The sequence below is a fragment of the Amycolatopsis sp. NPDC047767 genome, assembly GCF_040704195.1.
GTDB lineage: Bacteria > Actinomycetota > Actinomycetes > Mycobacteriales > Pseudonocardiaceae > Amycolatopsis.
This window is the reverse complement of record NZ_JBEYSJ010000002.1, coordinates 47,184-68,243: the sequence shown is the minus strand read 5'-3', so window position 1 is coordinate 68,243 and position 21,060 is coordinate 47,184. Positions and strand designations below refer to the sequence as shown.

The following is a 21,060-nucleotide window of genomic DNA, read 5'->3' as shown; positions in this document are numbered from 1 at the left end:
AAATTATCCTGCCATAACGTTCCCACGGCGTAAATCTTCTTGCACGGTGACTGTGTGTGCCGCGGCGGTCGTGACCGCCGCGGCACGCGGGGTCAGGCGGCCGGACGGATGTTGTGGTTCACGCGGAAGAGGTTGCCCGGGTCGTAGACCTGCTTCACCGCGGCGAGCCGGTCGTAGCGTTCCGGCCCATAGATGGCGCGCACCGCGGCGGACGAGAAGCCCTCGTCCGCGGAGAGGAAGTTCGGCGACTGGCGCTCGGCCGTCCACGGCTCCAGCGCGCCGACAACGTTGTCGAGAGCCGCGCGCAGCTCCTCGGCACGCTCGGGGCCGCCGACGCCGAGCGCGAACAGCAGGAACGGCACCCCGCGCACGGGCACCGCGTTCGGCGCGGCGGGCTCGCGGTCCAGCGCGCCGCCGAGGGCGCGCAGCTCCACGCCCAGCAGCGGGCAGTCCGAGCCCGGCCCGGTGAGTTCGACGAGCGCGTCGATCGTCTCCGCGGTGACCTCGCGCAGGCTGGTGGTGCGGTCGTAGTAGGGGATCGGGTCGGCCGGGTCGAGGTGGATCTCGCCGATGGAGCTGAACGGCTTGTCCTCGACCAGGTCCAGCAGCACGGGGGCGATGTCGCGCAGCGGCGCGAGGAGCCGTTCGGCGTCGGCGGGCGAGCCGAGGTGGGCGTAGCGCAGGTGCACCACGAACGCGCCGCGCAGCACCTCGGGCAGCTCGGGCGCCGGCGGCAGCCGCTGCACCATCACCGACGTCGTGGCCTCCTCCGGCAGCAGCGGCACCCACTGGCGCCACGCGTGCAGCACCACGGCCAGGTCCTCGCCCGCGTAGTAGAGGCCGCCGCCGTAGAAGCGGGTGACGGGGAACAGGTCGAACTCCAGCGCGGTGACCACGCCGAAGTTGCCTTTGCCGCCGCGCAGCGCCCAGAACAGGTCGCGTTCGGTCTCGGCCGTCACGGTCCGGTGCGTGCCGTCGGCGGTCACGACCTCGATGAGCCGCACATGGTCGGCGGCGTAACCGCGGGTCCGCCCGATCACGGGGCTGAGGCCGCCGCCGAGCGTGTAGCCGACGACGCCGACACCCGGCGCGGACCCGGCCAGCGGCGCCAGCCCGTGCTCGGCCGCGGCGTCGAGGACCTGCTGCCAGCGGGCGCCGGCCTCGACGCGGGCGGTGCGCCGGCGCGGGTCCACGGTCACGCCGGTCATGCGGCTCGTGGTGATCAGCACCGCGCCGTGGGCCGGAACCACGACCTGGTGGGCCGTGGCCTTGATCGCTACTGGCAGTGATCGGCGCCGCGCGAACCGGACGGCGTTCTGCACGTCGGCGGTCGAGGCCGCGGCGACGACGAGCGCGGGTTCGAGCGGGTTGTTGACGTTGAACGCGGCGCACTCGGCGGCGTATCCGCGCTCGCCGGGCAGCAGCACCTCGCCTTCGGTCACCGCGACGAGGTCGGTGATGTCTTCGGCCTGGATGAGCCCGGTCACCGGGCTCGCGACGATCTGGTGCATCGAAGTCCCCTGTCTCCCGCGCGGCCGGTACCCCGCACCGCGCGTCCCCTTCGGCGGCCACCTGGCGGCGGCGCTCCCTCACGGACCAAGCACGTGCCGATCCGCCCGACCCGTTCAGGTGACCTGGCTCACAGGGGTGGAACCGTGTTCACGCGGAGTGAGGAAAACCGACCCCCGACGGCCGGCGCCGGGGACGCGGGGGAGACTCGACACCGTGACGAACGACAGCACGACGCTCCTGCTCGGCGGCAGGATCTACACCCCGTCTTCCCCCGACGCGACAGCCCTCGCCGTCTCCGGCGGCACCGTGGTCTGGGTGGGCCAGGACGCCCCCGCCCGCGCGCTGCACCCGGACGCGACGGTGGTCGACCTCGACGGCGCGTTCGTCGCCCCCGCGTTCGTCGACGCCCATGTGCACGCCACCGCCACCGGCCTGCACCTGACCGGTCTCGACCTCACACGCGTGCGCAGCGCCGGCGAGCTGCTGGCCGCCGTCCGCACCGCCGTCGCCGCCGCACCGGAGCAGGTGCTCCTCGCGCACGGCTGGGACGAGTCGGCCTGGACCGACCCGCGCCTGCCCAGCCGCGCCGAGCTGGACGACGCCGCCGGCCCGGCGCCGGTGTACCTCAGCCGCGTCGACGTGCACTCCGCGCTCGTGTCCAGCGCCCTGATCGATCTCGCCCCCGGGGCCCGCGCCGCCGCGGGCTTCTCCGCCGACGGACCGCTCACCCGCGACGCCCACCACCAGGTCCGCGCGGCCGCGCGCGCCGCGATCACGCCGCAGCAGCGCACCGCCGCACAGCGCGCGTTCCTCGCCGAGGCCGCCGCGCGCGGGATCGTCGGCGTGCACGAGTGCGGCGGCCCCGACATCGCCGGCCGGGACGACTTCGCGGGCCTGCTCACCCTCGCCGCCGAACCAGGCCTGCCCGAGGTCGTCGGATACTGGGGCGAGCTCCGCGGCCTCGACACCGCCCGGGCCCTCGGTGCGCACGGCGTGGCGGGCGACCTGTTCGTCGACGGCGCGCTCGGCTCCCGCACCGCCGCGCTGAGCAGCCCGTACGCCGACGAGCCGGGCACGTCCGGCGCCCTCTACACCGACGCCGCCGGCATCGGCGAGCACCTCGCCGCGTGCACCGAGGCCGGGCTGCAGGCCGGGTTCCACGTGATCGGCGACGCCGCCGTCGCGGAGGTCGTCGAAGGCTTCCGGCTCGCCGAGAAGGAGGTGGGCCAGCGCGCGCTCGCGGCCCGCCACCACCGGCTCGAGCACCTGGAGATGGTCACCGCCGAACAGGCCCGCGCCCTCGCCGGCTGGGGTGTGGTCGCCTCGGCGCAACCGCTGTTCGACGACGCCTGGGGCGGCGAGACCGGCATGTACGCCGAGCGCCTCGGCGCCGAGCGTGCCGCCGGGCTCAACCCGTTCGCGACGCTCGCCGCCGAGGGGGTGGTGCTCGCCTTCGGCTCCGACTCCCCGGTGACGGCACTCGACCCGTGGGCCGCCGTCCGGGCGGCCGTGCACCACCACACCCCGGCCGCCCGGCTCTCGGCGCGCGCCGCGTTCACCGCCCACACGCGTGCGGGCCACCGCGCCGCGGGCGTCAACGACGGGGTGACCGGCAGCCTCGTGCCTGGCGCGCCGGCGCACTACGCGATCTGGGACGCCACCGACCTCGTCGTCGCGACGGCCGACACCCGCGTGCAGCGCTGGTCCACCGATCCGCGCTCCGGGGTGCCGCCGCTGCCGCGCCTCGACCCGGGCGCGCCGCTGCCGAAGTGCCTGCGGACCGTGCGCGGGGGCACGGTCATCTACGACCAGTTCACCTCCGCCTCCTAGAGTTCGAGGCGTGGCAGTGACTGTCGCGGACCCCGAACCGGGCGCTCCGCACGAAACGACCTCCAAGCGGCGGAAACGACCGCGGTTCTCGCGCGCGTGGCTGGTGCGGCTCGTCGCCGCCGGCGCCACGGGGTACCTGTACTACCTCAGCTTCGCGCCGAGACCGCTGTGGTGGCTGGCGCCGATCGCGTTCGCCGGCTTCGCGCTCGTCCTTCGTGGACGGTCGCTGCGCGGCGCGTTCGGCTACGGCTTCGTCTACGGCGTCGTGTTCTTCCTCGCGTTGCTGGTGTGGCTGCAGGACTTCCTGGGCCGCGAGTTCGGCCCGTGGCCGTGGCTGGGGCTGTCGTGCGCGCTGTCGCTCTACTTCGGACTCGCCGGGGTCTTGATCCGGGTCGTGTCCCGGCTGCCGCTGGCACCGCTGTGGGGGGCGCTGGTGTTCGTCGCGCTGGAGACGCCGCGGGCGTGGTTCCCGCTCGGCGGCTTCCCGTGGGGCCGCGTCGCGTTCAGCCAGCCCGAAGGCGCGTACCTGTCACTGGCGTCGGTGGGCGGCGCGCCGCTCGTCGGGCTCGCCGTGGTGCTCAGCGGCTTCGGCCTCGCGGCGCTGGCCGCCCGCTGGTGGGAACAGCGCAAGCTGCGCGACCGCAAGCTCATCGCGCCGCTGGTGCTGACGTTCCTTCCGGTCGTCGCCGGGCTCGCGGTGTGGCCGACGGTCGGCACCGACGCGCAGGACGGCTCGCTCACCGTCGCCGCCGTGCAGGGCAACGCACCCGACATCGGCATCGCCCTCGAAGGCCAGCGGGACGTGCTGCGCCAGAACCACCTCGAGGAGAGCGCAAAACTGCTCGCGCAGATCCAGGCCGGCAAGGTGCCCAAGCCCGACCTGCTGGTGTGGCCCGAGACCGCCACCGCGGTCGACGGCGACGACCCGGCCGTGGACCAGATGGTGAACTCCTACGGCGTGCCCGCCATCATCGGCGCGCTCTACCGGCTGCCCGACGGCACCGCCCAGAATTCCGCGATCGTGTGGGACCCGAAGACCGGGCAGGGCCAGCGCTACGCCAAACAGCAGCTCGTGCCCTTCGGCGAGTACGTGCCCGCTCGCGACATCGCGCGGCTGGTCACCCCGTTCGTCGACGACACCGCCGACATGCGCACGGGCGACGGCAGCAACGCCGCCCTGTCGGTCGCGGGCACCAAGGTCGGCGTGTTCATCTGCTACGAGACCGCGTTCGACTACCCCGCCCGCGAAGCGACCGACGACGGCGGCGAGCTGCTGGTCGTGCCGACCAACAACGCGTGGTACGGACCGGGGGAGATGAGCTACCAGCAGCTGGCGATGTCGCGGCTGCGCGCGGTCGAGCACGGGCGCGCCGTGGTGGTCTCGGCCACCTCCGGGGTGAGCGCCCTGGTGGCCCCCGACGGGACGATCACCAGCTCAACCAGCCTTTTCACCGCAGACGCCCTGGTCGGCCGCATGCCGCTGCGGACGCAGACTACGCTGTCGGATCGACTCGGTGCGTGGACGGAGTACGGACTGCTGGCACTGGCGATCGCCGGTGTCGCCGGCGGGTTCGTACTCCGTTTTCGCACTCGGCGCGCGAGCGCCGGCACGACAGCAGGGGACGCGGCGGACTGAACCGCCGGATTCGGAGGAGACGGATGGCGCAGGCGCCGCGGGGGGCCGAAGGAATCGAGCCGGTGCTGGTGGTGATCCCGACCTACAACGAGCGGGAGAACCTGGGCCCGGTTCTGGACCGGCTCCACAAGGCACTCCCGGACGTCCACGTGCTCGTCGTCGACGACGGCAGCCCGGACGGCACCGGTGAGCTCGCCGACGAGCGGGCCGCCGCCGACGAGCGCGTCCACGTGCTCCACCGCACGGAGAAGGCGGGGCTGGGCAAGGCCTACATCGCCGGGTTCCGCTGGGGCCTGGCGCAGGGCTACGCCACGTTCGTCGAGATGGACGCCGACGGCTCGCACGCCCCGGAGGACCTGCCGCGGATCCTGGACGCCGTCGCGGACACCGACCTGTCCATCGGCTCGCGCTACGTGCCCGGCGGCAGCACGGTCAACTGGCCGCTGAGCCGGCAGCTGCTCTCGCGCGGCGCGAACCTGTACTCGCGCATCGCCCTGGGCCTCAAGGTCTCCGACATGACGGCCGGCTTCCGCGCCTACCGCCGTCCGGTGCTGGAGAAGCTCGAGCTCGACGAGATCGCCTCCCACGGCTACTGCTTCCAGATCGACCTCACCCGCCGCACCGCCGACGCGGGCTTCGACATCGTCGAGGTCCCCATCACCTTCACCGACCGCGAGATCGGCCAGTCGAAGATGAGCGGCGACATCATGCGCGAAGCCTTCTTCCGCGTCGCCGAGTGGGGCGTGAAGCGGCGCCTGGAGCAGGTCAAGCGCCTGCTCGGCCGCCACTGACGTATGAAGCGGCGCTTCGGGTGACGGGTCAGCGTGCGCCGGGTTTGGGGAGCCGGACGCCGGCGGCCAGGAGGCGGGCTTCGAGGAGCGCGGTGAGGCGGGCCGCGGCCGATTCGCGTTGTTCGCGGTGGTGGGCGACCAGCCGGTAGCGCGTGGCGGGCTTCGGTGCGGGCTTGCAGGCCGGTGACGATCCTGAGCTGCGCGGGGTTGGCGAGGTAGTGCTCGGCGAGGTCGGCGGCCAGTTCGGCGACGCGGGGGTCGTCCGGTGCCCAGGCGGCCAGCTCGGCGGTGCGCCGGGTCAGCTCGACGAAACGCGGGTCCTGCAGTGCGTGTTCGATGTCGGTGAGGTAGTCGTCGAAGCCTTCGGGGACCAGGGCCTTGGCCAGGACGAAGGACTCGCGGGCGGTTTGCACGTCGTACGGGGTGAAGCCGAGCGTGGGCATTCCCTCCAGCATGGCCACGGCGCGGTCGGGCAGCAGGGTCCGGTCGCCGGAGGCGAGCCGGTGGAGGGTGTCCCGGCGCTCGGTCAGCTCGGCGATCCGGTCGGTGAGGTGGCGCTCGACGTCGACGAGGGCGGCGGCGAAGGACTCGGCGTCCGAGGCGAGCAACGGGCCGATGTCGGCCAGCGGCACCCCGGCGGCGGCCAGCGTCTTGACCTGCACCAGCCGCAACAGCTCGGCCGAGCCGTATCGCCGGTAGCCCGAGCTGTCGCGCGCGGGCTCGTCGACCAGGCCGAGCTTGTGGTAGTGCCGCACCGTTTTGATCGTGATGCCGGCGAACGCGGCCGCCTGGCCGATGGTCACCCCGTCCGTCATCGCGCCTGGTGGCCGTGTGCGTCGGCGGTCTCCCGCACGGCGGCGGCGACCGCCCGGAAGTCCTTGCGCAGGATCTGCGTGTGGTTGCTCCCGACCTTCGCGCTGACCCGCAGGTTCGGGTTCCGGCGCAGGACCGGGTCGAGCGAGGCCCGCATCTGCTCCATCTCCTCCGCGCCACCACCGAGGTTCGCGCCCGTGGCGAGAACGTAGCGCACCGGGCAGGCCAGCCGGTCCGGGACGGGTTCGAGGGCCGCGCAGACCTCGTTGATCTCGATGTTGACCTCCGCGTGCTGAGCGGCACTCATCGAGGCGGCCAGCCCGAACGGACGTGCGAGCGGCAGAACCAGCCGCATCTTCCGGAAGATGCGCCGGATCTGCTCCCGGCCTTCCTCGCCGGTGTGCCCCCACGGAACCGCGCCGTCGACCGAGACCACGCCGGTGACCCGGGCCGGGTGCCGGTCGGCCCAGTGCACGGCGAGCGCCGCGCTGTAGGACCAGCCGACCAGGAGGGGCCGGTCGACCCCGGTCGCCTCGACTACCGCGTCGACGTCGCGAAGGCACCCCTCGAAGGAGTAGTCCGCCGAGCGCTTCGAGCGGCCGCGCGCCCGTTCGTCGTAGGTGATGTGTCTCCAGCCGGGGCCGAGCTCGGCGATCACGCGCCGCCAGGACCGCTGGGCGGCGAAGGAGCCGTTGAGGAAAACGACGGGACGGCCGGGGCCGTGGCTGTCGCTCACGAACAGCGCGGTGTCGCCGACCGGGACCAGGCCCGACCACGGTGAACGAGGAGTCATGCACGCACCATCCACGTTGACCTCGGGTCAAGGTCAAGGTCAAGGGATGACATTGGGGGTGTCGGCACCCGGACATGCGAAAGGCCCCCGTGGAGGGAGGTCACGGGGGCCGATCGATCGGGGGATGGGCGGTAGCCAGCTACTGGCCGAAACTCACGCGGACCGGCTGGTCCGGCGTCCCTTGAGTTCGGCGAGACGTTCGTTCAGCAGGTCCTCGAGCTCGGGAATGGAGCGGCGCTCCAGAAGCATGTCCCAGTGCGTCCTGGGGGGCTTGGTCTTCTTCTGCTCGGGCTGCCCGCCGTCGACGATCTCGCTCTCGCTGCCGTGCAGGCGGCACTCCCAGACGGTCGGGATCTCGGCGTCGTCGGAGAACGGCACCTCGAACTCGTGGTTCTTGGGGCACGCGTAGCGCACGGTTCGGCGCGGGGCGAGGTCGTGATTGCGGTCGGTCTCGTAGCTGACCGCTCCCAGCCGGCTTCCACGGAGAACACGGTCGGCCATGATGGGGTCCTTTCAGTCAGCTCCGGGTGGAGCCAGGGTGTTGCTCACCCTATGCAACGAACGCGGCGTCCGGGGGATTCCCCGGTAACCATGTCGTTGCTCACGATGAGCTGTGTCACCCTTCGGCATCAGCTTCCTCTACTGGGACAGGTTTCGCGCTCCGGCGTGACGCAGACACCGCCTTCCAAGTGCGGATATCCCCCAGTTGGGCTACTGACGCTCCGTTCACGACAACCGTAACTGACCGTGGTGGGCCGTTGCGGGACCCAAGTCACCCAACCGGAAGTGTCGGCGGCACAATACCTGATAACGGACCGTAGTGGATTCAGCATCGGAACGTGCCGAAGCTGAAGATTCAACTACAGACTGTTCGGTATCTGCTACCACAACGGTGTCACCCTCACGGAGTATTTCGTCGTCCCGAACGCGCGCGTTGAACCGGCCCGGCAGCCCGCACCAGCACAGCACCTCGACCTGCACCGGCTGCAGCTCGTCGGCCAGTTCGAACAGCCGGCCCGCGCCCGGGAACAGGCGGCTGCGGAAGTCGGTGGCGATGCCGAAGCAGTACACGTCGATGCCGGCCTCGTCGGCCAGCTCCGCCAGCTGGTCGACCTGCGCGGGGGAGAGGAACTGCGCCTCGTCGACGATGATGTAGTCCACGTGCTGCCCGTCGGCCCAGCGCTCGCGCACCAGGTCCCGCACGTCCGTGGTCGTGCCGACCTCCGTGGCGCGGCGCGTGATCCCGATCCGGCTGCTGATCTGCGGCGCCCCGGACCGGTCGTGGCGCACCAGCACCAGCCCGCGCCGGCCCTGCCGCGCGTGGTTGTGGTCGATCTGCAGGGCCAGCGTCGACTTCCCGCAGTCCATCGGGCCGTAGCAGAACTTCAGGCGGCCGCCCCGGGCGCGCGCGGCGGGGACCGGGGACAGCGCGTCGGTGGGATCGTCGGGAACGGCTTCTTCGAGGGCAGTCACGACGATCGACCCTATCCGGCCCCGGCCCGCCCGCTCACAGCACGGCGGGCGGACGGTTCCCGGCAGCCACGATCGCGCGCCGCACCGGCACCAGCGCCACGAACACGAACCCGAGCACGAAGAAGACCACCAGCGCCACGATCGCCAGCCGGAACGACCCCGTCGCCTGCCCGACGCCCGCGAACACCAGCGGACCCAGCCACGACGTGCCCTTCTCGCCCACGACGTAGAGCGAGTAGTACTGCGCGTCCTTCCCGGCCGGGATCATCTGGCTGAACAGCGACCGCGACAACGCGTTCGTGCCACCCAGCACCAGCCCGATCCCCACCGCGACCGCGTAGAACTGCAGCGGCTGCTGCGGCTGGATGAAGTACGCGCCCACCAGCACCACGACCCACAGCACCAGGCTGCCCAGGATCGTCCGCTTCGTACCCAGCCGGCGCGCCACGAGCCCGTGCAGCACCCCGCCCACGTAGGCGAGGAACTGGATCACCAGCACCGTGACGATCAGCACCTCGTCGGAGAAGCGCAGCTCGTCCTTCCCGTACTGCGCCGACACCGCCACCACCGTGGAGATCCCGTCGGCGAAGATCAGGTAGCTGCCCAGGAACGCCAGCGTCAGCGGGAACGCCTTCGCCTCCACCGCCGTCCGCCGCAGTTCCCGGAACCCGGCCCGCAGCACCGACACCCCGCGCTCGACCGCCACCGGCGTGTGGACGCGGGGGAGCGCCCGCAGCACCGGGATCGTGAACACCGCCCACCACAAGCCCGAGGTCAGGAAGCAGATCCGCACCGCAGTGCCCGTGTCCACGCCCAGCGCGTCGCGGCTGAGGTAGAACGCCAGCTGCAACGCGAGCGCGAGCCCACCGCCCAGGTAACCGAACGCCCAGCCCTTCGCGGACACGTCGTCGCGCTCGTCGGGCTCGGCGATGTCGACCAGGAACGAGTAGTACACGACCAGCGAACCGCCGTAGCCGATGTTCGCGACGATGAACAGCGCCGCCCCCAGCTGCCAGTCGGAGCCGGCCATGAAGAACATCAGCGCCGACGCCAGCGCGCCCAGCCACGCGAACCAGCCCAGGATCCGCCGCTTGTTCCGGCTCCGGTCGGCCACCGCGCCCGCGATCGGCAGCACCAGCACCTGCACCACCGTCGCCACCGACAGCAGGTAACCCCACGTCGAACCGGCGGGAAAATGCAATCCGAACAACGACACGTCGCAGTTGTGGAGCTTGTCGTCCACACCGGACGCGTCGAGGCACGCCTTGTCCCCGTTAAGGGTGATGTTCTGCTTCGCGTCCGCCGCCGCGACAGTGCTCATGTAGAGCGCCCCGAACACGGTCGTGACCGATGAATAGAACGGCGAATTGGCCCAGTCGTAGAAGTACCAGCCCCACCGTTCCCGCTTCTTGTCACGGGTCTCGGCCAGCGTCATCCACGGCTCCTCAGCGGTCGCGAATCTCCAGGTCAGGCGGCAGACTACTGGGGCCGCCGCGCGCGACACCGCCGAACGGGTAAACCGTGTCCGGTTCGTCGCCCGCCGATCATCCGCGCTGAGCCGAACGGCGCTCGAAATGGCACGCGAGGCGTGTCGCTCACCCGATTCTTCGCCGTTTTGTGTGAGGCTGGTGTGCGTGGTGTGACTCTTGTGGTCAATGGGTCGCGTGCTTACTGTGCACCCATGACCAACCGCGTTCGCACTGCTCACCGCGGTGCCGTGAGGATCGTGCTCCTCGCGGCCGCCGTCCTGGGGCTGCAGCTCGCCGTCGCCGGCGCCGCGTCCGCGGACCCCGCCTCCAGCTCCTGGGCCAAGCTCCGCATGTGCGAGGCCAGCGGCCGCTACACGATCAACACCGGAAACGGCTACTACGGCGCCTACCAGTTCGACCTGCCCACCTGGCGCAGCGTCGGCGGCCAAGGCCGCCCCGACCAGGCCAGCCCCCGCGAACAGGACTACCGCGCGCTCTACCTCTACCGGATGCGCGGCTGGCAGCCCTGGCAGTGCGCCGGGATGCTCAAGCTCACCGGCGACGCCGACGCACGCAGCAAGCGCATCCCGTCCTACGACGAATCCGCCTACATGGGCGGCACCGGCCTGCCCGCACCGCCGGCCCCGAAACCCCAGCCCGCACCACCCGCGCCGCCCGGCGCCATGCCCGCCTGGCCCGGCGTCGTCTACGCCTACGGCGACTGCGCACCCGCGCTCAAGACCTTCCAGCTGCGCATGAACGCCTTCGGCTACGGCTTCACCGGCACCGGCTGCTACTACGACAAGACCAAAACCGCCGTCCTCGACCTGCAGCGCGCCAACGGCATCAACGACTCCGGCCGCCTCGGCCCCCTCACGTGGAAGGCCGCCTGGCAGGGCAAACGCCCCCGCTAGAACCGCGGCTCAGCCGGCCTGCTGCCACACACCCCGCTCGACGAGCACATCGCGCAGCAGGTCCGGCCGATCCGTCACGAGCCCGTGCACACCCAGGTCCAGCAGCTCCCGCATCTGCGCCGGCTCGTCGATCGTCCACACGTGAACCTCGAACCCCGCCCGCTCCGCCGCCTTCACGAACGAACGGTCCACCACCGTCAGCGGCCCCTGCTTCACCGGCACCTGAGCCAGATACCCGCCCGCCAACCGGCTCAACGGCAACGGCGGCACCCACCCGTTGGCCCACACCATCAGCACCGACCGCGGCCCCATCGCCGTGCACAGCTTCGGCCCCGCCAGCCGCCGCAACCGCGCCAGCCGCGAGTCCGAAAAGGACGCAGCCGCCACCCGGTCGAACGCACCCGTGCGCTCCAGCACCCGCACGAACGGCTCCACCGCGCCGTTCGCCTTCACGTCCACGTTGAACCGCGCCTGCGGCAGCTCCTCCAGCACGTCCTCCAGCCGCGACAACGTCGCCCGCCCGCCGACCTTCACCCCCTTCAGCTGCTCCCACGTCTGCGCCGCGATCGACCCACCACCGTCGGTCGTCCGGTCCAGCGTGTCGTCGTGGTGCACCACCACCACACCGTCCGACGTCGCGTGCACATCCGTCTCGACGTACCGGTACCCCTCCTCGACCGCACGCTTGAACGCCGGCAGCGAGTTCTCCATCCCCTCCAGCTCGTCCAGGTGCCACCCGCGGTGGGCGAACGCACGGGGGAGCGGGTCGGCCAGGTACGCAAACGGTGGGCGCATGCCCACAGTGTGCGCCACCGGCATGGCCTCGGCATGAGAACACGATGGCCAGCTAGGGTCTGGCGGGTGAGGGAACTGGCCGAGCACCCGATGACCGGCGACGAACTGGTCGTACCACGCCGCAGCAACGCACCCAAGCACTGCGGCTGGTGCGGCCGCCGCCTGCCCGAAGGCGGCAACGTCGGCCGCCGCCGCCGCTACTGCGGGCAATCCTGCCGCCAGCGCGCCTACGAACGCCGCACCGCCCTGCAACGCAGCGGCCTGCCCGAAGACGCCGTCGTGCTCTCCGACACCGAGATCGCCGCCCTGCAGGACCGCCTCTTCCAGCTGCGCTGCGCCGCCGAGGACATCGCCACCGCCACCCACGACGGCGCCGACGCCGACGAACTGCGCCGCCTCGCCGAAGAAATCGTGCACGCCGCGAAGGACCTCGAGCAGCTCCGCTGAGAAGCCACCCCGGCCCACGGAGAACTCCAACGGCTCCGCGGTGAATTCAACCGGCTCCGCCGGCCCGCCGAGCGGACTAGAGTCCGGAATGTCCCCGGGGGACTTGCCGGCAGCGAAGCCGCGCGCCGGCCGAGCAAGGGAGACGCCCGTGACGAAGGCCGCGTTCACACCCGCCACCGAACTCGACGCCGTCCGCGAACTCACCGTCGGCGACCTGCTCCGCGAAGCCGCACGCCAAGCACCGGACGCACCCGCCCTCGTCGAAGGCCTGCCCGACCCCGCGACGCGTCGACGCTGGACCTACGGCGAGCTGCTCGGCGAAGCCGAAGACGCCGCCCGCGCCCTGCTCGGCCGCTTCGAACCCGGCGAACGCGTCGCCGCCTGGGCCAACAACATCCCCGAATGGGTCCTGCTCGAGATGGCCACCGCCCTCGCCGGCCTGACCCTCGTCACCGTCAACCCCGCCCTGCGCGAAGCCGAACTCCGCCACGTCCTCGGTCAGTCCGGCGCCTGCGGCGTCTTCCTCGTCAGCGAGTACCGCGGCACCCCCATGGCCGCCATCCTCGACCACGTCCGCCCCGACCTGCCCCACCTGCGCGAAACCATCCGGTTCGAAGACTGGCGCGCCTTCCGCGCCTCCGGGCTGCCCACCCAGGCCCTGCCCGGCGTCGAACCCGGCGACCCCGCCCAGATCCAATACACCTCCGGCACCACCGGCACCCCCAAAGGCGCCGTGCTCCACCACCGGGGCATCACCAACAACGCCCTGCTCTCCTACGCCCGCACGCTGGACATGCGCCCCGGCGAGAACTTCGTCAACCCCATGCCCCTGTTCCACACCGCCGGCTGCGTACTCGCCACCCTCGCCCCGATCGCCACCCTCGGCACCCAGGTCCTCATGCCCTGGTTCGACCCCGCACTGCAGCTCGCCCTCCTCGAACAGGAGAGGGGAGTGGTCTTCGGCGGCGTGCCCACCATGCTGCTCGCCCTGCTCGGCCACCCCGACTTCCCCAAGACCGACCTCGGCTCCGTCCGCTACGCCCTCAGCGGCGGCGCCACCGTGCCACCCGCCCTCGTCCGCCGCATCGAAGCCACCCTCGACGTCCCCATGTGCATCGTCTACGCCCAGACCGAAGCCTCGCCCTGCATCACCATGACCACCCCCGACGACAGCGCCGACGACCGCGCCGAAACCCTCGGTCGCGCCCTGCCCGCCTGCGCCGTCAAGATCGTCGACCCCCTCACCGGGGAAATCGCCGCCACGGGGGAGACCGGCGAACTCTGCACCCGCGGCTACCACGTGATGACCGGCTACCACGCCATGCCCGAACAGACCGCCGCCGCCATCGACCCCGAAGGCTGGCTCCACACCGGCGACCTCGCCCGCATGGACGACCGCGGCTACCTCACCATCGAAGGCCGCGTCAAAGAGATGATCATCCGCGGGGGAGAGAACATCTACCCCCGCGAGATCGAACACGTCCTGCTCGACCACCCCGCCGTCGCCGACGTCGCCGTGGTCGGCATCCCCGACCCGGAGTGGGGCGAACAAGTCGGGGCCTTCGTGCTCCTGCGCCCCGGCGCTGACACCGGCGAGGAAGAACTGTTCGCCCACGTCCGCAAACACCTCGCACCGCACAAGACACCCAAGGTGTGGCAGTTCGTGACCGAGTTCCCGCTCACCGGCTCCGGCAAGATCCGCAAACACGTGCTCCGCGACCAGTACATGGCCCACCACTGAACCTCAGCCCGCCTCACCCGCGCCCAGCCCGTCCAACGCCCGGTACGTCCGGTTGCTCGCGGCCGCGGCCCGCTGCTCCCGCCCCGTCGCCTCGATGTAGTTCTGGCTCGTGGCCAGGCTCGCGTGCCCCAGCAACGTCATGATCTCCGACGCCGTCGCCCCGTCCTCCGCCAGCCGCGTCGCGAACGTGTGCCGCAACGCGTGCAGGTTCGCCCCGGCCGGCACTCGGTCGTGCAACCCCGCCCACCGGTAACACGACTTCACCAGGTACTCCAGCGCCCCACGACCGATCGGCTCACCCGCCCGGTCGCGCAGCAACGGCTCCGACGCCGGGAACCGCAGCTGCGGAAACCGCCGCCGGCACGACTTCCCGTAGTCCTCGATCAGCTTCGCCAGCACCGGCTGCACCGGGATCGACCGGTCCCGGCTGCCCTTGCCCGACACGTGCAACCGCAGCTCACCGTCCCGGCCCACCACTGAACGCGGTGTCAGCGCCCGCATCTCCGCCGCCCGCAACCCCGCCACCAGCCCGAGCGCCAGCACCAGCACATCGCGCTCCGGCCACGGATCCCGCGCGCGCCGCGCACCGTCGGCCGCCGCGGCGAGCAACCGCTCCGGAGTTTCCTCACCCCGCAACGGTTTCGGCACCAGCGGGGGAGTCTTGGGCCGGGCGACCGCGCCCATCGGGTTGCCCGCCAGCAGCCCGTCGGACACGCAGAAGGTGAGGAACTGGTTCCAGGTCGACCAGGCCCGCAGCACCGAGCTCTTCGCGTGCCCGTCGGCGAACGCGCCGAACGCCGTGCGCAGCGCCGGCGCCGTCAGGTGCCCGACGTCCAGCTCTTCGGGCGCACGGCCGAGCTCCTGGAGCAGGAGAGTGGTGATCCCGGCCAGGTCACGACGGTAGGCGGCAGTGGTGTGCGGCGAGTCCTTGCGCGGCCGCCGTGCCGCGAAGAACGCTTGCTGTGCCTCGGAAACCAGCATGTGGATCTTGTACAGCACGGCACCGACAGTTTCGACGTCCGGATGGTCATCCGGTATGCTGCATAATGGCGATTATGCATGAAACGTGGCTGCGGAAGGGCTGAATCCCCTTGGGGGACAACGGTTCTCTCGGTCTCGCGCCCTCGGCTCGCCTGGCCGGTTTCGTGCGTCTACAGCTCTGTTGTCCGGCGTTGCCGAGGGATCGTTCATCTGTTCGAGTGGTCGGCCGGGACCGCCTCGGGCGGCCCGCGGCGGGCTGATCGACTGTCAGCGCTCCAGAGCGCGTGTTGGTTGCGTGCTTTCGATGTCCTGCCAGTCGCGTTCAATTCGTCACGGTGACGAATTGAATGGGTGCTTCGGGCAGTGTTGACGCCTGAACTCGGGGATCTCCGCCGAGGTCTCCGGACGGCCTCCCGGAGGCTCGCTCAGGAGCCGTCCTGCGGCAGGCGATCAGGTTGAGTGGATCCGCAACCCTGACGGCTTCCCGGGGTGTGCTCTCGACTGCTGCCCATACCGCTCGGATCAGCCTCCTGAAGCCCCTCTCCGGGCTTCCTTCCGCAGGTCGGCCAAGTGCCGATAATGTACATTATGTCAAGTAAGGTGGATCGGCACGGCTCCCCACGCCTCAGGTGCCTACGTCCGGCAGGGACAGGCTCGAATCGCGGCCCGGCGCAATACTCGAAGACACGCCATTCCCCATGACCCGGCTTGGGGTCCGGGATTTGACACTGCCGGACAAGGAGCAGTCATGAGCTTCGCTACGGTCAACCCTGCCACGGGTGAACTGGTCAAGGAATTCCCGCTGCAGTCGGACGAAGAAGTCTTCGCCGCACTGGAAACCGCGGACAAGCGGTACCGCGAGGACTGGAAATTCCGCCCCGCGGCCGAACGCGCGCGGATCGTCGCCCGTGCCGCGCAGATCCTGCGCGAGAGGCGGGACGAATACGTCGACCACCTGACTCTGGAAATGGGCAAGGTGACCCGGTTCGGTTACCTGGAAGTCGATTTGGTCGCCGACATCCTGGATTACTACGCGCAGAACGGTGAACGGTTCCTGGCGGCCGAAGAACTGCCCGACGAGCCCGGTGCGACAGTGGTCGCCGAGCCGATCGGGGTCATCCTGGCGATCGAGCCGTGGAACTTCCCCTACTACCAGCTGGCCCGGGTCGTCGCGGCTCAACTGGTGGCGGGGAACGTCGTGCTGCTGAAGCACGCGGAGAGCGTTCCGCAGTCCGCGCTCGCGTTCGCGCGGCTGTTCGAGGAAGCCGGCGCGCCGGAGGGCGTGTACACGAATCTGTTCTGCAGCATCGAGCAGATCGCGGCGCTGATCGAGGATTTCCGGGTGCGCGGGGTGACCTTGACGGGCAGCGAGCGGGCGGGTGCGTCCGTCGGTTCTCGTGCGGGGCGGAACCTGAAGAAGGTGGTTCTGGAACTGGGTGGCAGCGATCCCGCCCTGGTTCTGCCGGGTGCGGATCTCGGATTCGCGGCGGAGCAGATCGTGATGGGCCGGACGTTCAACTCGGCGCAGGGCTGCGTGAACATCAAGCGGGTGATCGTGGTCGGCCGTGCGCGGGGCGAGCAGCTGCTGGCCGATCTGACGGCGCGGTTCGCGGCGTTGAGGTTGGGTGATCCGACGGACGAGACGACGCAGCTGGGCCCGGTGGCGATGGAGCGGGCGCTGGATACGCTGCTCACGCAGATCGCGGACGCCGAGGCTGCGGGAGCGCGGATCGTCGTGGGTGGTCGTCGTCTGGACCGGCCGGGGTTCTTCCTCGAGCCGACGATCGTCACGGACATCGCGCCGGAGAATCCGCTCTACCAGCAGGAGGCGTTCGGTCCGGTGCTGTCGTTCTACGTGGTGGACAGCGAGGAGGAAGCGCTGGCGCTCGCGAATGCGACGAAGTACGGGCTGGGCGGCTACGTCTTCGACGCCGACGTCGAGCACGCGAAGCAGGTGGCCGCGCGCTTGGAGGCCGGCATGGTCTACATCAACTCGTGTTTCTTCGATTCGCCGCGCATGCCGTTCGGCGGGGTGAAGAACTCGGGGTTCGGGCGGGAGCTGTCGGAGCTGGGTATCGGCGAGTTCCTCAACCGCAAGCTGATCCGGGTGGTCGAGCCTGTTTGAGCCACTCCCCTGTGCCCCGGGCCGCGTCCTCGGTCCGGGGCACAGGGCTCAGCCGGCAGTGAGCATTTCGAGGTAGTGCGGGTTGGACATGATGCCGAGGACGTTGCCGAACGGGTCGACGACCGACGCGGTGACGAAGCCGTGGCCGCGTTCGCGGATGCCGTCGTGTTCCTTCGCGCCGAGGGTCAGGAGGCGGTCGAGTGAGCCGGCCAGGTCGTCGACGTGCCAGTAGAGGATGGCGCCGGCGGGGCCGTCGGGGGCCGGGGGCAGGTATTTGCGGTCGACGATGCCGAGCTCGGCTTCGTGGTCGCCGAGGCGGTATTCGATGTAGCCGGGGCGGGAGAAGTAGGGCTCGATGCCGAGGACGTCGGTGTACCAGGCCTGGGCGGCCCGCAGGTCGTCGGCGGAGAAGTTCAGGGTGGCCATTCCTCGCAGCATGAGCTGGTCCTTTCGCGGTGGTGTCCGGTTTGTCGTGCCTTCAGCCAAGCACGGTTAAGTGCTCATCCACCGAGCACTTTTTTTGCGAGGATCGGGTCATGCGAGCGGATCGGCTGGTGGCGGCTCTCCTGGTGTTGCAGGCGCGGGGCCGGGTGACGGCGGCGCGCCTGGCTGAGGAGCTGGAGGTGTCGGTCGCGACGGCGCGGCGGGATCTGGAGGCGCTGGCGGCGGCCGGGGTGCCGGTGTATCCGCAGGCCGGGCGGGGTGGCGGGTGGCAGCTGGTCGGTGGGGCGCGCACGGATCTGAGCGGGTTGACGGCGGCGGAGGCGCAGGCGTTGTTCGTGCTGGTGGGGCCGGCGGGGCGCCTGTCCCCCGACGTCCGGTCGGCGTTGCGGAAGCTGGTGCGGGCGTTGCCGGAGACGTTCCGGGACGATGCCCGGGCGGCGGCGGGCGCGGTGGTGCTGGATCCGTCGGCGTGGGGTCGTGAGCTGCGGGAGCAGCCGGGGTTCGTGGCGGTGCTGCAGCAGGCCGTGGTGGGCAGGCGCAGGGTCGGGCTGGAGTACACCACCTGGGGTGGCGAGCCGGCAGAACGGCTGGTGGATCCGTGGGGGCTCGTGGACAAGGACGGTGTCTGGTACCTCGTCGCGGGGACCGAGCGGGGTCGGCGGACGTTCCGGGTGGACCGGATCTCGGCGGTGACCGTGACCGACGAGCCCGCCGAGCAGCCGGAAGACCTCGGCCGGGAGTGGGCGCAGGTGGTCGCCGAGGTGGAAACCCGGCGGGGCGGGACGACGGCGTCGGTGCTCGTCGAGCGGTCGCTCCTCCCCTGGGTTCGCCGGCAGTTCGGCCGCCAGTGCCGGGTCCTGGGTGAGGAGGGCGACCGGGTGCGGGTGGAGCTGGCGGCGCCGACGGCCGAGCTGCTCGCCCGGCAGGTGGCGGGCTGGGGTGCCCGGGCCGAGGTGCTGGAGCCGCCCGAGGTGCGGGCCGGCCTGGCGCGGCTGGGGCGTGAGCTGGGCGAACGGTACGGTTGACTGAAGTAATGAATCGGTGGTTCACTTCTTGACGTGCCCTACCGCAGGACTCGGAAGGTGCAGGAGCGGCTCGATGCGCTGCGCGACTCGATCGTCGCCGCGGCGGTCGAGCAGCTGGCCGAGCACGGCTACGCGGGCTGTTCCGTCGCTGCGGTGGCGGAGCGGGCCGGGGTGGCCGTCGGCACGGTGTACCGCCACTTCCCCACCAAGGCCGAGCTGGTCGTGCGGGTGTTCCGCCAGGTCGTGACGCGGGAGGTCGAGGCGGTGCGCGAGGCGTCGGCCGGCCCGGGTGAGCCGGCGGAGCGGGTGGCCGCGGTGTTCGAGACGTTCGCGGCGCGCGCGTTGAAGGCGCCGCGGCTGGCGTACGCGCTGCTGGCCGAGCCGGTGGACGCGCTCATCGACGCGGAACGGCTGGAGTTCCGGCGCGCGTTTCGGGATGTGGTGGCCGAGCACGTGGCCGCCGGGGTGCGGTCGGGTGCGTTGCCCGCGCAGGATTCCGTGCTGACCGCGGCGGCGCTGGTGGGCGCCGCGGCGGAGGTGTTGATCGGGCCGCTGCGGGGCGGTGCGGTGAGTGATGTCGTCGAGTTGCGGACGTTCGTCGTCCGGTCTTTGGGAGGTTCCGATGTCCGCCACGCATGAGGTCACCAACCAGGTGCCGCCGTTGGTCTACGACGTCGCGCAGGATCCGGCGCTGCTCGAGGCGCTGGACCGCGCGGACGCGGGCTGGGCGGCCGAGGAGGTCCACGAGCTGGGCCGGCTCGCCGGGAGTGAGCAGGCGCAGGAGTGGGGCCGGATCGTCAACGAGAACGAGCCGGTGCTGCACACGCACGACCGGTACGGGAACCGGATCGACGAGGTCGAGTACCACCCGTACTGGCACGAGCTGATGAGCGTCGCCGTGTCGCACGGGGTGCAGGCCGCGCCGTGGCGTGACGAGCGGGCCGGGGCACACGCGGCGCGGGCGGCGAAGCTGTACGTGTGGGGTCAGGTGGAGGCCGGGCACACGTGCCCGATTTCGATGACCTACGCGGCGGTTCCGGCGCTGCGCGCCAACCCGGAGCTGGCGGCGCTGTACGAGCCGTTGCTGGCGGCGACGGAGTACGACTTCGGGCTGCGGGAGCCGAGCACCAAGCGCGGGCTGATCGCGGGCATGTCGATGACGGAGAAGCAGGGCGGCTCCGACGTGCGGGCCAACACCACGACCGCGCGTCCGGTCGCCGATGGTTCGTACCGGTTGGTGGGTCACAAGTGGTTCACCTCCGCGCCGATGTCGGACCTGTTCCTCACGCTGGCGCAGGCGCCCGGTGGTCTGTCGTGTTTCCTGCTCCCCCGGGTGCTGCCCGACGGCAGCCGCAACCCGATCCGGCTGCAGCGGCTGAAGGACAAGCTGGGCAACCGGTCGAACGCGTCGTCGGAGATCGAGTACGAGGACGCCGTGGGCTGGCTCGTGGGCGAGGAGGGCCGCGGCGTCCGCACGATCATCGAGATGGTGAACAACACGCGGCTCGACTGCGCGCTCGGCAGTGCGTCGGGGATGCGGCTGGGTGCGGTGCGGGCGGTGCACCACGCGACGCACCGGCACGCGTTCGGCAAGGCGCTGGTGGATCAGCCGTTGATGGCGAACGTGCTGGCCGACCTCGTGGTGGAGTCCGACGCGGCCGCGACGGTGGCGATGCGGCTCGCGGCGGCGGGCGATAGGCCGGACGACGCGCAGGAGCAGGCGTTCCGGCGTCTCGGGCTGGCGGTCACGAAGTACTGGGTGTGCAAGCGGGCGCCGGCGCACGCGGCCGAGGCGCTGGAGTGCTTCGGTGGCAACGGGTACGTCGAGGAGTCCGGGATGCCGCGGCTCTACCGCGAGGCCCCGCTGATGTCCATCTGGGAGGGTTCGGGCAACGTGGCGGCGCTCGACGCGTTGCGCGCGATGGGCCGTCAGCCGGAGTCGGTGGCGGCGTTCTTCACCGAGGTCGAGCTGGCCGCGGGTGCCGACGCGCGGCTGGACGACGCCGTGGACCGGCTGAAGAAGGACCTGTCCGATCTGGACGACGTGGAGTTCCGCGCGCGGCGCGTGGTGGAGTCGATGGCGTTGGTGCTGCAGGGTTCTCTGCTGGTGCGCCACGGTGACCAGGCGGTGGCGGACGCGTTCTGCGCGTCGCGGTTCGCCGGTGACTGGGGCATCGCGTTCGGCACGTTGCCGGCGGGCACGGACACCTCGGCCATCATCGATCGCGCCCGGGTGTAGGCGGCGCGTTCGGCGGACGCGGCGCCGGCCGG

18 protein-coding genes and 1 pseudogene are annotated in these 21,060 nt (G+C 71.2%); 10 read left to right on the top strand and 9 right to left on the bottom strand.

Translation table 11 applies throughout. The features are described 5' to 3' along the window. Positions 1-92 precede the first annotated feature (92 nt). Positions 93-1,511, bottom strand: a complete 1,419-nt coding sequence (locus AB0878_RS03505) for an FAD-binding oxidoreductase (RefSeq protein ID WP_366576110.1) — start codon at positions 1,509-1,511, stop codon at positions 93-95. 214 nt (positions 1,512-1,725) lie between these two features. On the opposite strand from AB0878_RS03505, the gene AB0878_RS03500 reads away from it, so the two are divergent. From AB0878_RS03500 to AB0878_RS03490, 3 genes are read left to right on the top strand one after another with little or no spacing between them, the layout of a single operon-like run. Next, positions 1,726-3,342, top strand: coding sequence for an amidohydrolase (locus AB0878_RS03500; protein WP_366576109.1), 1,617 nt, complete (start codon positions 1,726-1,728; stop codon positions 3,340-3,342). 10 nt (positions 3,343-3,352) lie between these two features. Further along, entirely contained in the window at positions 3,353-4,978 is a 1,626-nt protein-coding gene (gene lnt / locus AB0878_RS03495) for an apolipoprotein N-acyltransferase (protein WP_366576107.1), read from the top strand. Between the two features lie 23 nt (positions 4,979-5,001). Next, entirely contained in the window at positions 5,002-5,769 is a 768-nt protein-coding gene (locus AB0878_RS03490) for a polyprenol monophosphomannose synthase (protein WP_360601452.1), read from the top strand. Positions 5,770-6,428: 659 nt separating this feature from the next. On the opposite strand, the pseudogene AB0878_RS03485 reads toward AB0878_RS03490, so the two are convergent. The 5 genes and pseudogenes from AB0878_RS03485 to AB0878_RS03465 form a co-directional block, all read right to left on the bottom strand. Further along, a pseudogene (locus tag AB0878_RS03485) lies at positions 6,429-6,584 on the bottom strand (MerR family transcriptional regulator); the annotation flags it as partial. Beyond that, entirely contained in the window at positions 6,581-7,375 is a 795-nt protein-coding gene (locus AB0878_RS03480; protein WP_366576105.1) for an alpha/beta fold hydrolase, read from the bottom strand. The pseudogene AB0878_RS03485 and the gene AB0878_RS03480, both read right to left, overlap by 4 nt. A gap of 153 nt (positions 7,376-7,528) precedes the next feature. Next, complete coding sequence (locus AB0878_RS03475; RefSeq protein ID WP_091613651.1) at positions 7,529-7,876, bottom strand: RNA polymerase-binding protein RbpA; 348 nt, start codon at positions 7,874-7,876, stop codon at positions 7,529-7,531. A 225-nt stretch (positions 7,877-8,101) separates the two neighbouring features. Continuing rightward, entirely contained in the window at positions 8,102-8,848 is a 747-nt protein-coding gene (locus AB0878_RS03470; RefSeq protein ID WP_366576103.1) for a thymidine kinase, read from the bottom strand. A gap of 34 nt (positions 8,849-8,882) precedes the next feature. After that, positions 8,883-10,283 (bottom strand): MFS transporter, encoded by a 1,401-nt coding sequence (locus tag AB0878_RS03465; RefSeq protein ID WP_366576101.1) that lies wholly within the window; start codon positions 10,281-10,283, stop codon positions 8,883-8,885. A 246-nt stretch (positions 10,284-10,529) separates the two neighbouring features. On the opposite strand from AB0878_RS03465, the gene AB0878_RS03460 reads away from it, so the two are divergent. After that, positions 10,530-11,231, top strand: a complete 702-nt coding sequence (locus AB0878_RS03460; RefSeq protein ID WP_366576099.1) for a transglycosylase family protein — start codon at positions 10,530-10,532, stop codon at positions 11,229-11,231. Positions 11,232-11,240: 9 nt separating this feature from the next. On the opposite strand, the gene AB0878_RS03455 is transcribed toward AB0878_RS03460, so the two are convergent. Next, the gene (locus AB0878_RS03455) at positions 11,241-12,026 is read right to left on the bottom strand and encodes a glycerophosphodiester phosphodiesterase (protein WP_366576097.1); all 786 of its coding nucleotides are present in this window, start codon (positions 12,024-12,026) and stop codon (positions 11,241-11,243) included. Between the two features lie 90 nt (positions 12,027-12,116). Between AB0878_RS03455 and AB0878_RS03450 the strand changes: the two genes are divergently transcribed. Next, positions 12,117-12,473, top strand: a complete 357-nt coding sequence (locus AB0878_RS03450; protein WP_364180209.1) for a hypothetical protein — start codon at positions 12,117-12,119, stop codon at positions 12,471-12,473. Positions 12,474-12,621: 148 nt separating this feature from the next. After that, a complete protein-coding gene (locus AB0878_RS03445; RefSeq protein WP_366576095.1) occupies positions 12,622-14,214 on the top strand; it encodes an AMP-binding protein in 1,593 nt (530 codons plus the stop codon). Positions 14,215-14,217: 3 nt separating this feature from the next. Here the strand turns inward: AB0878_RS03445 and AB0878_RS03440 are convergent, their stop codons facing one another. Then, the gene (locus AB0878_RS03440; protein WP_366576093.1) at positions 14,218-15,213 is read right to left on the bottom strand and encodes a tyrosine-type recombinase/integrase; all 996 of its coding nucleotides are present in this window, start codon (positions 15,211-15,213) and stop codon (positions 14,218-14,220) included. Between the two features lie 730 nt (positions 15,214-15,943). Here AB0878_RS03440 and AB0878_RS03435 point away from each other — a divergent pair. Next, positions 15,944-17,320, top strand: a complete 1,377-nt coding sequence (locus tag AB0878_RS03435) for an aldehyde dehydrogenase family protein (RefSeq protein ID WP_366576092.1) — start codon at positions 15,944-15,946, stop codon at positions 17,318-17,320. 48 nt (positions 17,321-17,368) lie between these two features. Here the strand turns inward: AB0878_RS03435 and AB0878_RS03430 are convergent, their stop codons facing one another. Beyond that, a complete protein-coding gene (locus AB0878_RS03430; RefSeq protein WP_366576091.1) occupies positions 17,369-17,758 on the bottom strand; it encodes a VOC family protein in 390 nt (129 codons plus the stop codon). Between the two features lie 98 nt (positions 17,759-17,856). Between AB0878_RS03430 and AB0878_RS03425 the strand changes: the two genes are divergently transcribed. From AB0878_RS03425 to AB0878_RS03415, 3 genes are read left to right on the top strand one after another with little or no spacing between them, the layout of a single operon-like run. After that, on the top strand, positions 17,857-18,789 hold the full coding sequence (locus AB0878_RS03425) for a YafY family protein (RefSeq protein WP_366576089.1): 933 nt from the start codon (positions 17,857-17,859) through the stop codon (positions 18,787-18,789). Between the two features lie 33 nt (positions 18,790-18,822). After that, complete coding sequence (locus AB0878_RS03420; protein ID WP_366576087.1) at positions 18,823-19,428, top strand: TetR/AcrR family transcriptional regulator; 606 nt, start codon at positions 18,823-18,825, stop codon at positions 19,426-19,428. Next, a complete protein-coding gene (locus AB0878_RS03415) occupies positions 19,412-21,028 on the top strand; it encodes an acyl-CoA dehydrogenase family protein (protein WP_366576085.1) in 1,617 nt (538 codons plus the stop codon). Before AB0878_RS03420 ends, AB0878_RS03415 begins: the two co-directional genes overlap by 17 nt. Positions 21,029-21,060 lie beyond the last annotated feature (32 nt).

What these genes read in the sequence shown, in the direction of transcription:
- AB0878_RS03490 (WP_360601452.1), top strand. Translation starts at nt 5,002, where the DNA reads ATGGCGCAGGCGCCGCGGGGGGCCGAAGGAATCGAGCCGGTGCTGGTG.
- AB0878_RS03505 (WP_366576110.1), bottom strand. Translation starts at nt 1,511, where the DNA reads ATGCACCAGATCGTCGCGAGCCCGGTGACCGGGCTCATCCAGGCCGAA.
- AB0878_RS03460 (WP_366576099.1), top strand. Translation starts at nt 10,530, where the DNA reads ATGACCAACCGCGTTCGCACTGCTCACCGCGGTGCCGTGAGGATCGTG.
- AB0878_RS03430 (WP_366576091.1), bottom strand. Translation starts at nt 17,758, where the DNA reads ATGCTGCGAGGAATGGCCACCCTGAACTTCTCCGCCGACGACCTGCGG.
- AB0878_RS03450 (WP_364180209.1), top strand. Translation starts at nt 12,117, where the DNA reads ATGACCGGCGACGAACTGGTCGTACCACGCCGCAGCAACGCACCCAAG.
- AB0878_RS03465 (WP_366576101.1), bottom strand. Translation starts at nt 10,283, where the DNA reads ATGACGCTGGCCGAGACCCGTGACAAGAAGCGGGAACGGTGGGGCTGG.
- AB0878_RS03455 (WP_366576097.1), bottom strand. Translation starts at nt 12,026, where the DNA reads ATGCGCCCACCGTTTGCGTACCTGGCCGACCCGCTCCCCCGTGCGTTC.
- AB0878_RS03480 (WP_366576105.1), bottom strand. Translation starts at nt 7,375, where the DNA reads ATGACTCCTCGTTCACCGTGGTCGGGCCTGGTCCCGGTCGGCGACACC.
- AB0878_RS03425 (WP_366576089.1), top strand. Translation starts at nt 17,857, where the DNA reads ATGCGAGCGGATCGGCTGGTGGCGGCTCTCCTGGTGTTGCAGGCGCGG.
- AB0878_RS03415 (WP_366576085.1), top strand. Translation starts at nt 19,412, where the DNA reads ATGTCCGCCACGCATGAGGTCACCAACCAGGTGCCGCCGTTGGTCTAC.
- AB0878_RS03475 (WP_091613651.1), bottom strand. Translation starts at nt 7,876, where the DNA reads ATGGCCGACCGTGTTCTCCGTGGAAGCCGGCTGGGAGCGGTCAGCTAC.
- AB0878_RS03435 (WP_366576092.1), top strand. Translation starts at nt 15,944, where the DNA reads ATGAGCTTCGCTACGGTCAACCCTGCCACGGGTGAACTGGTCAAGGAA.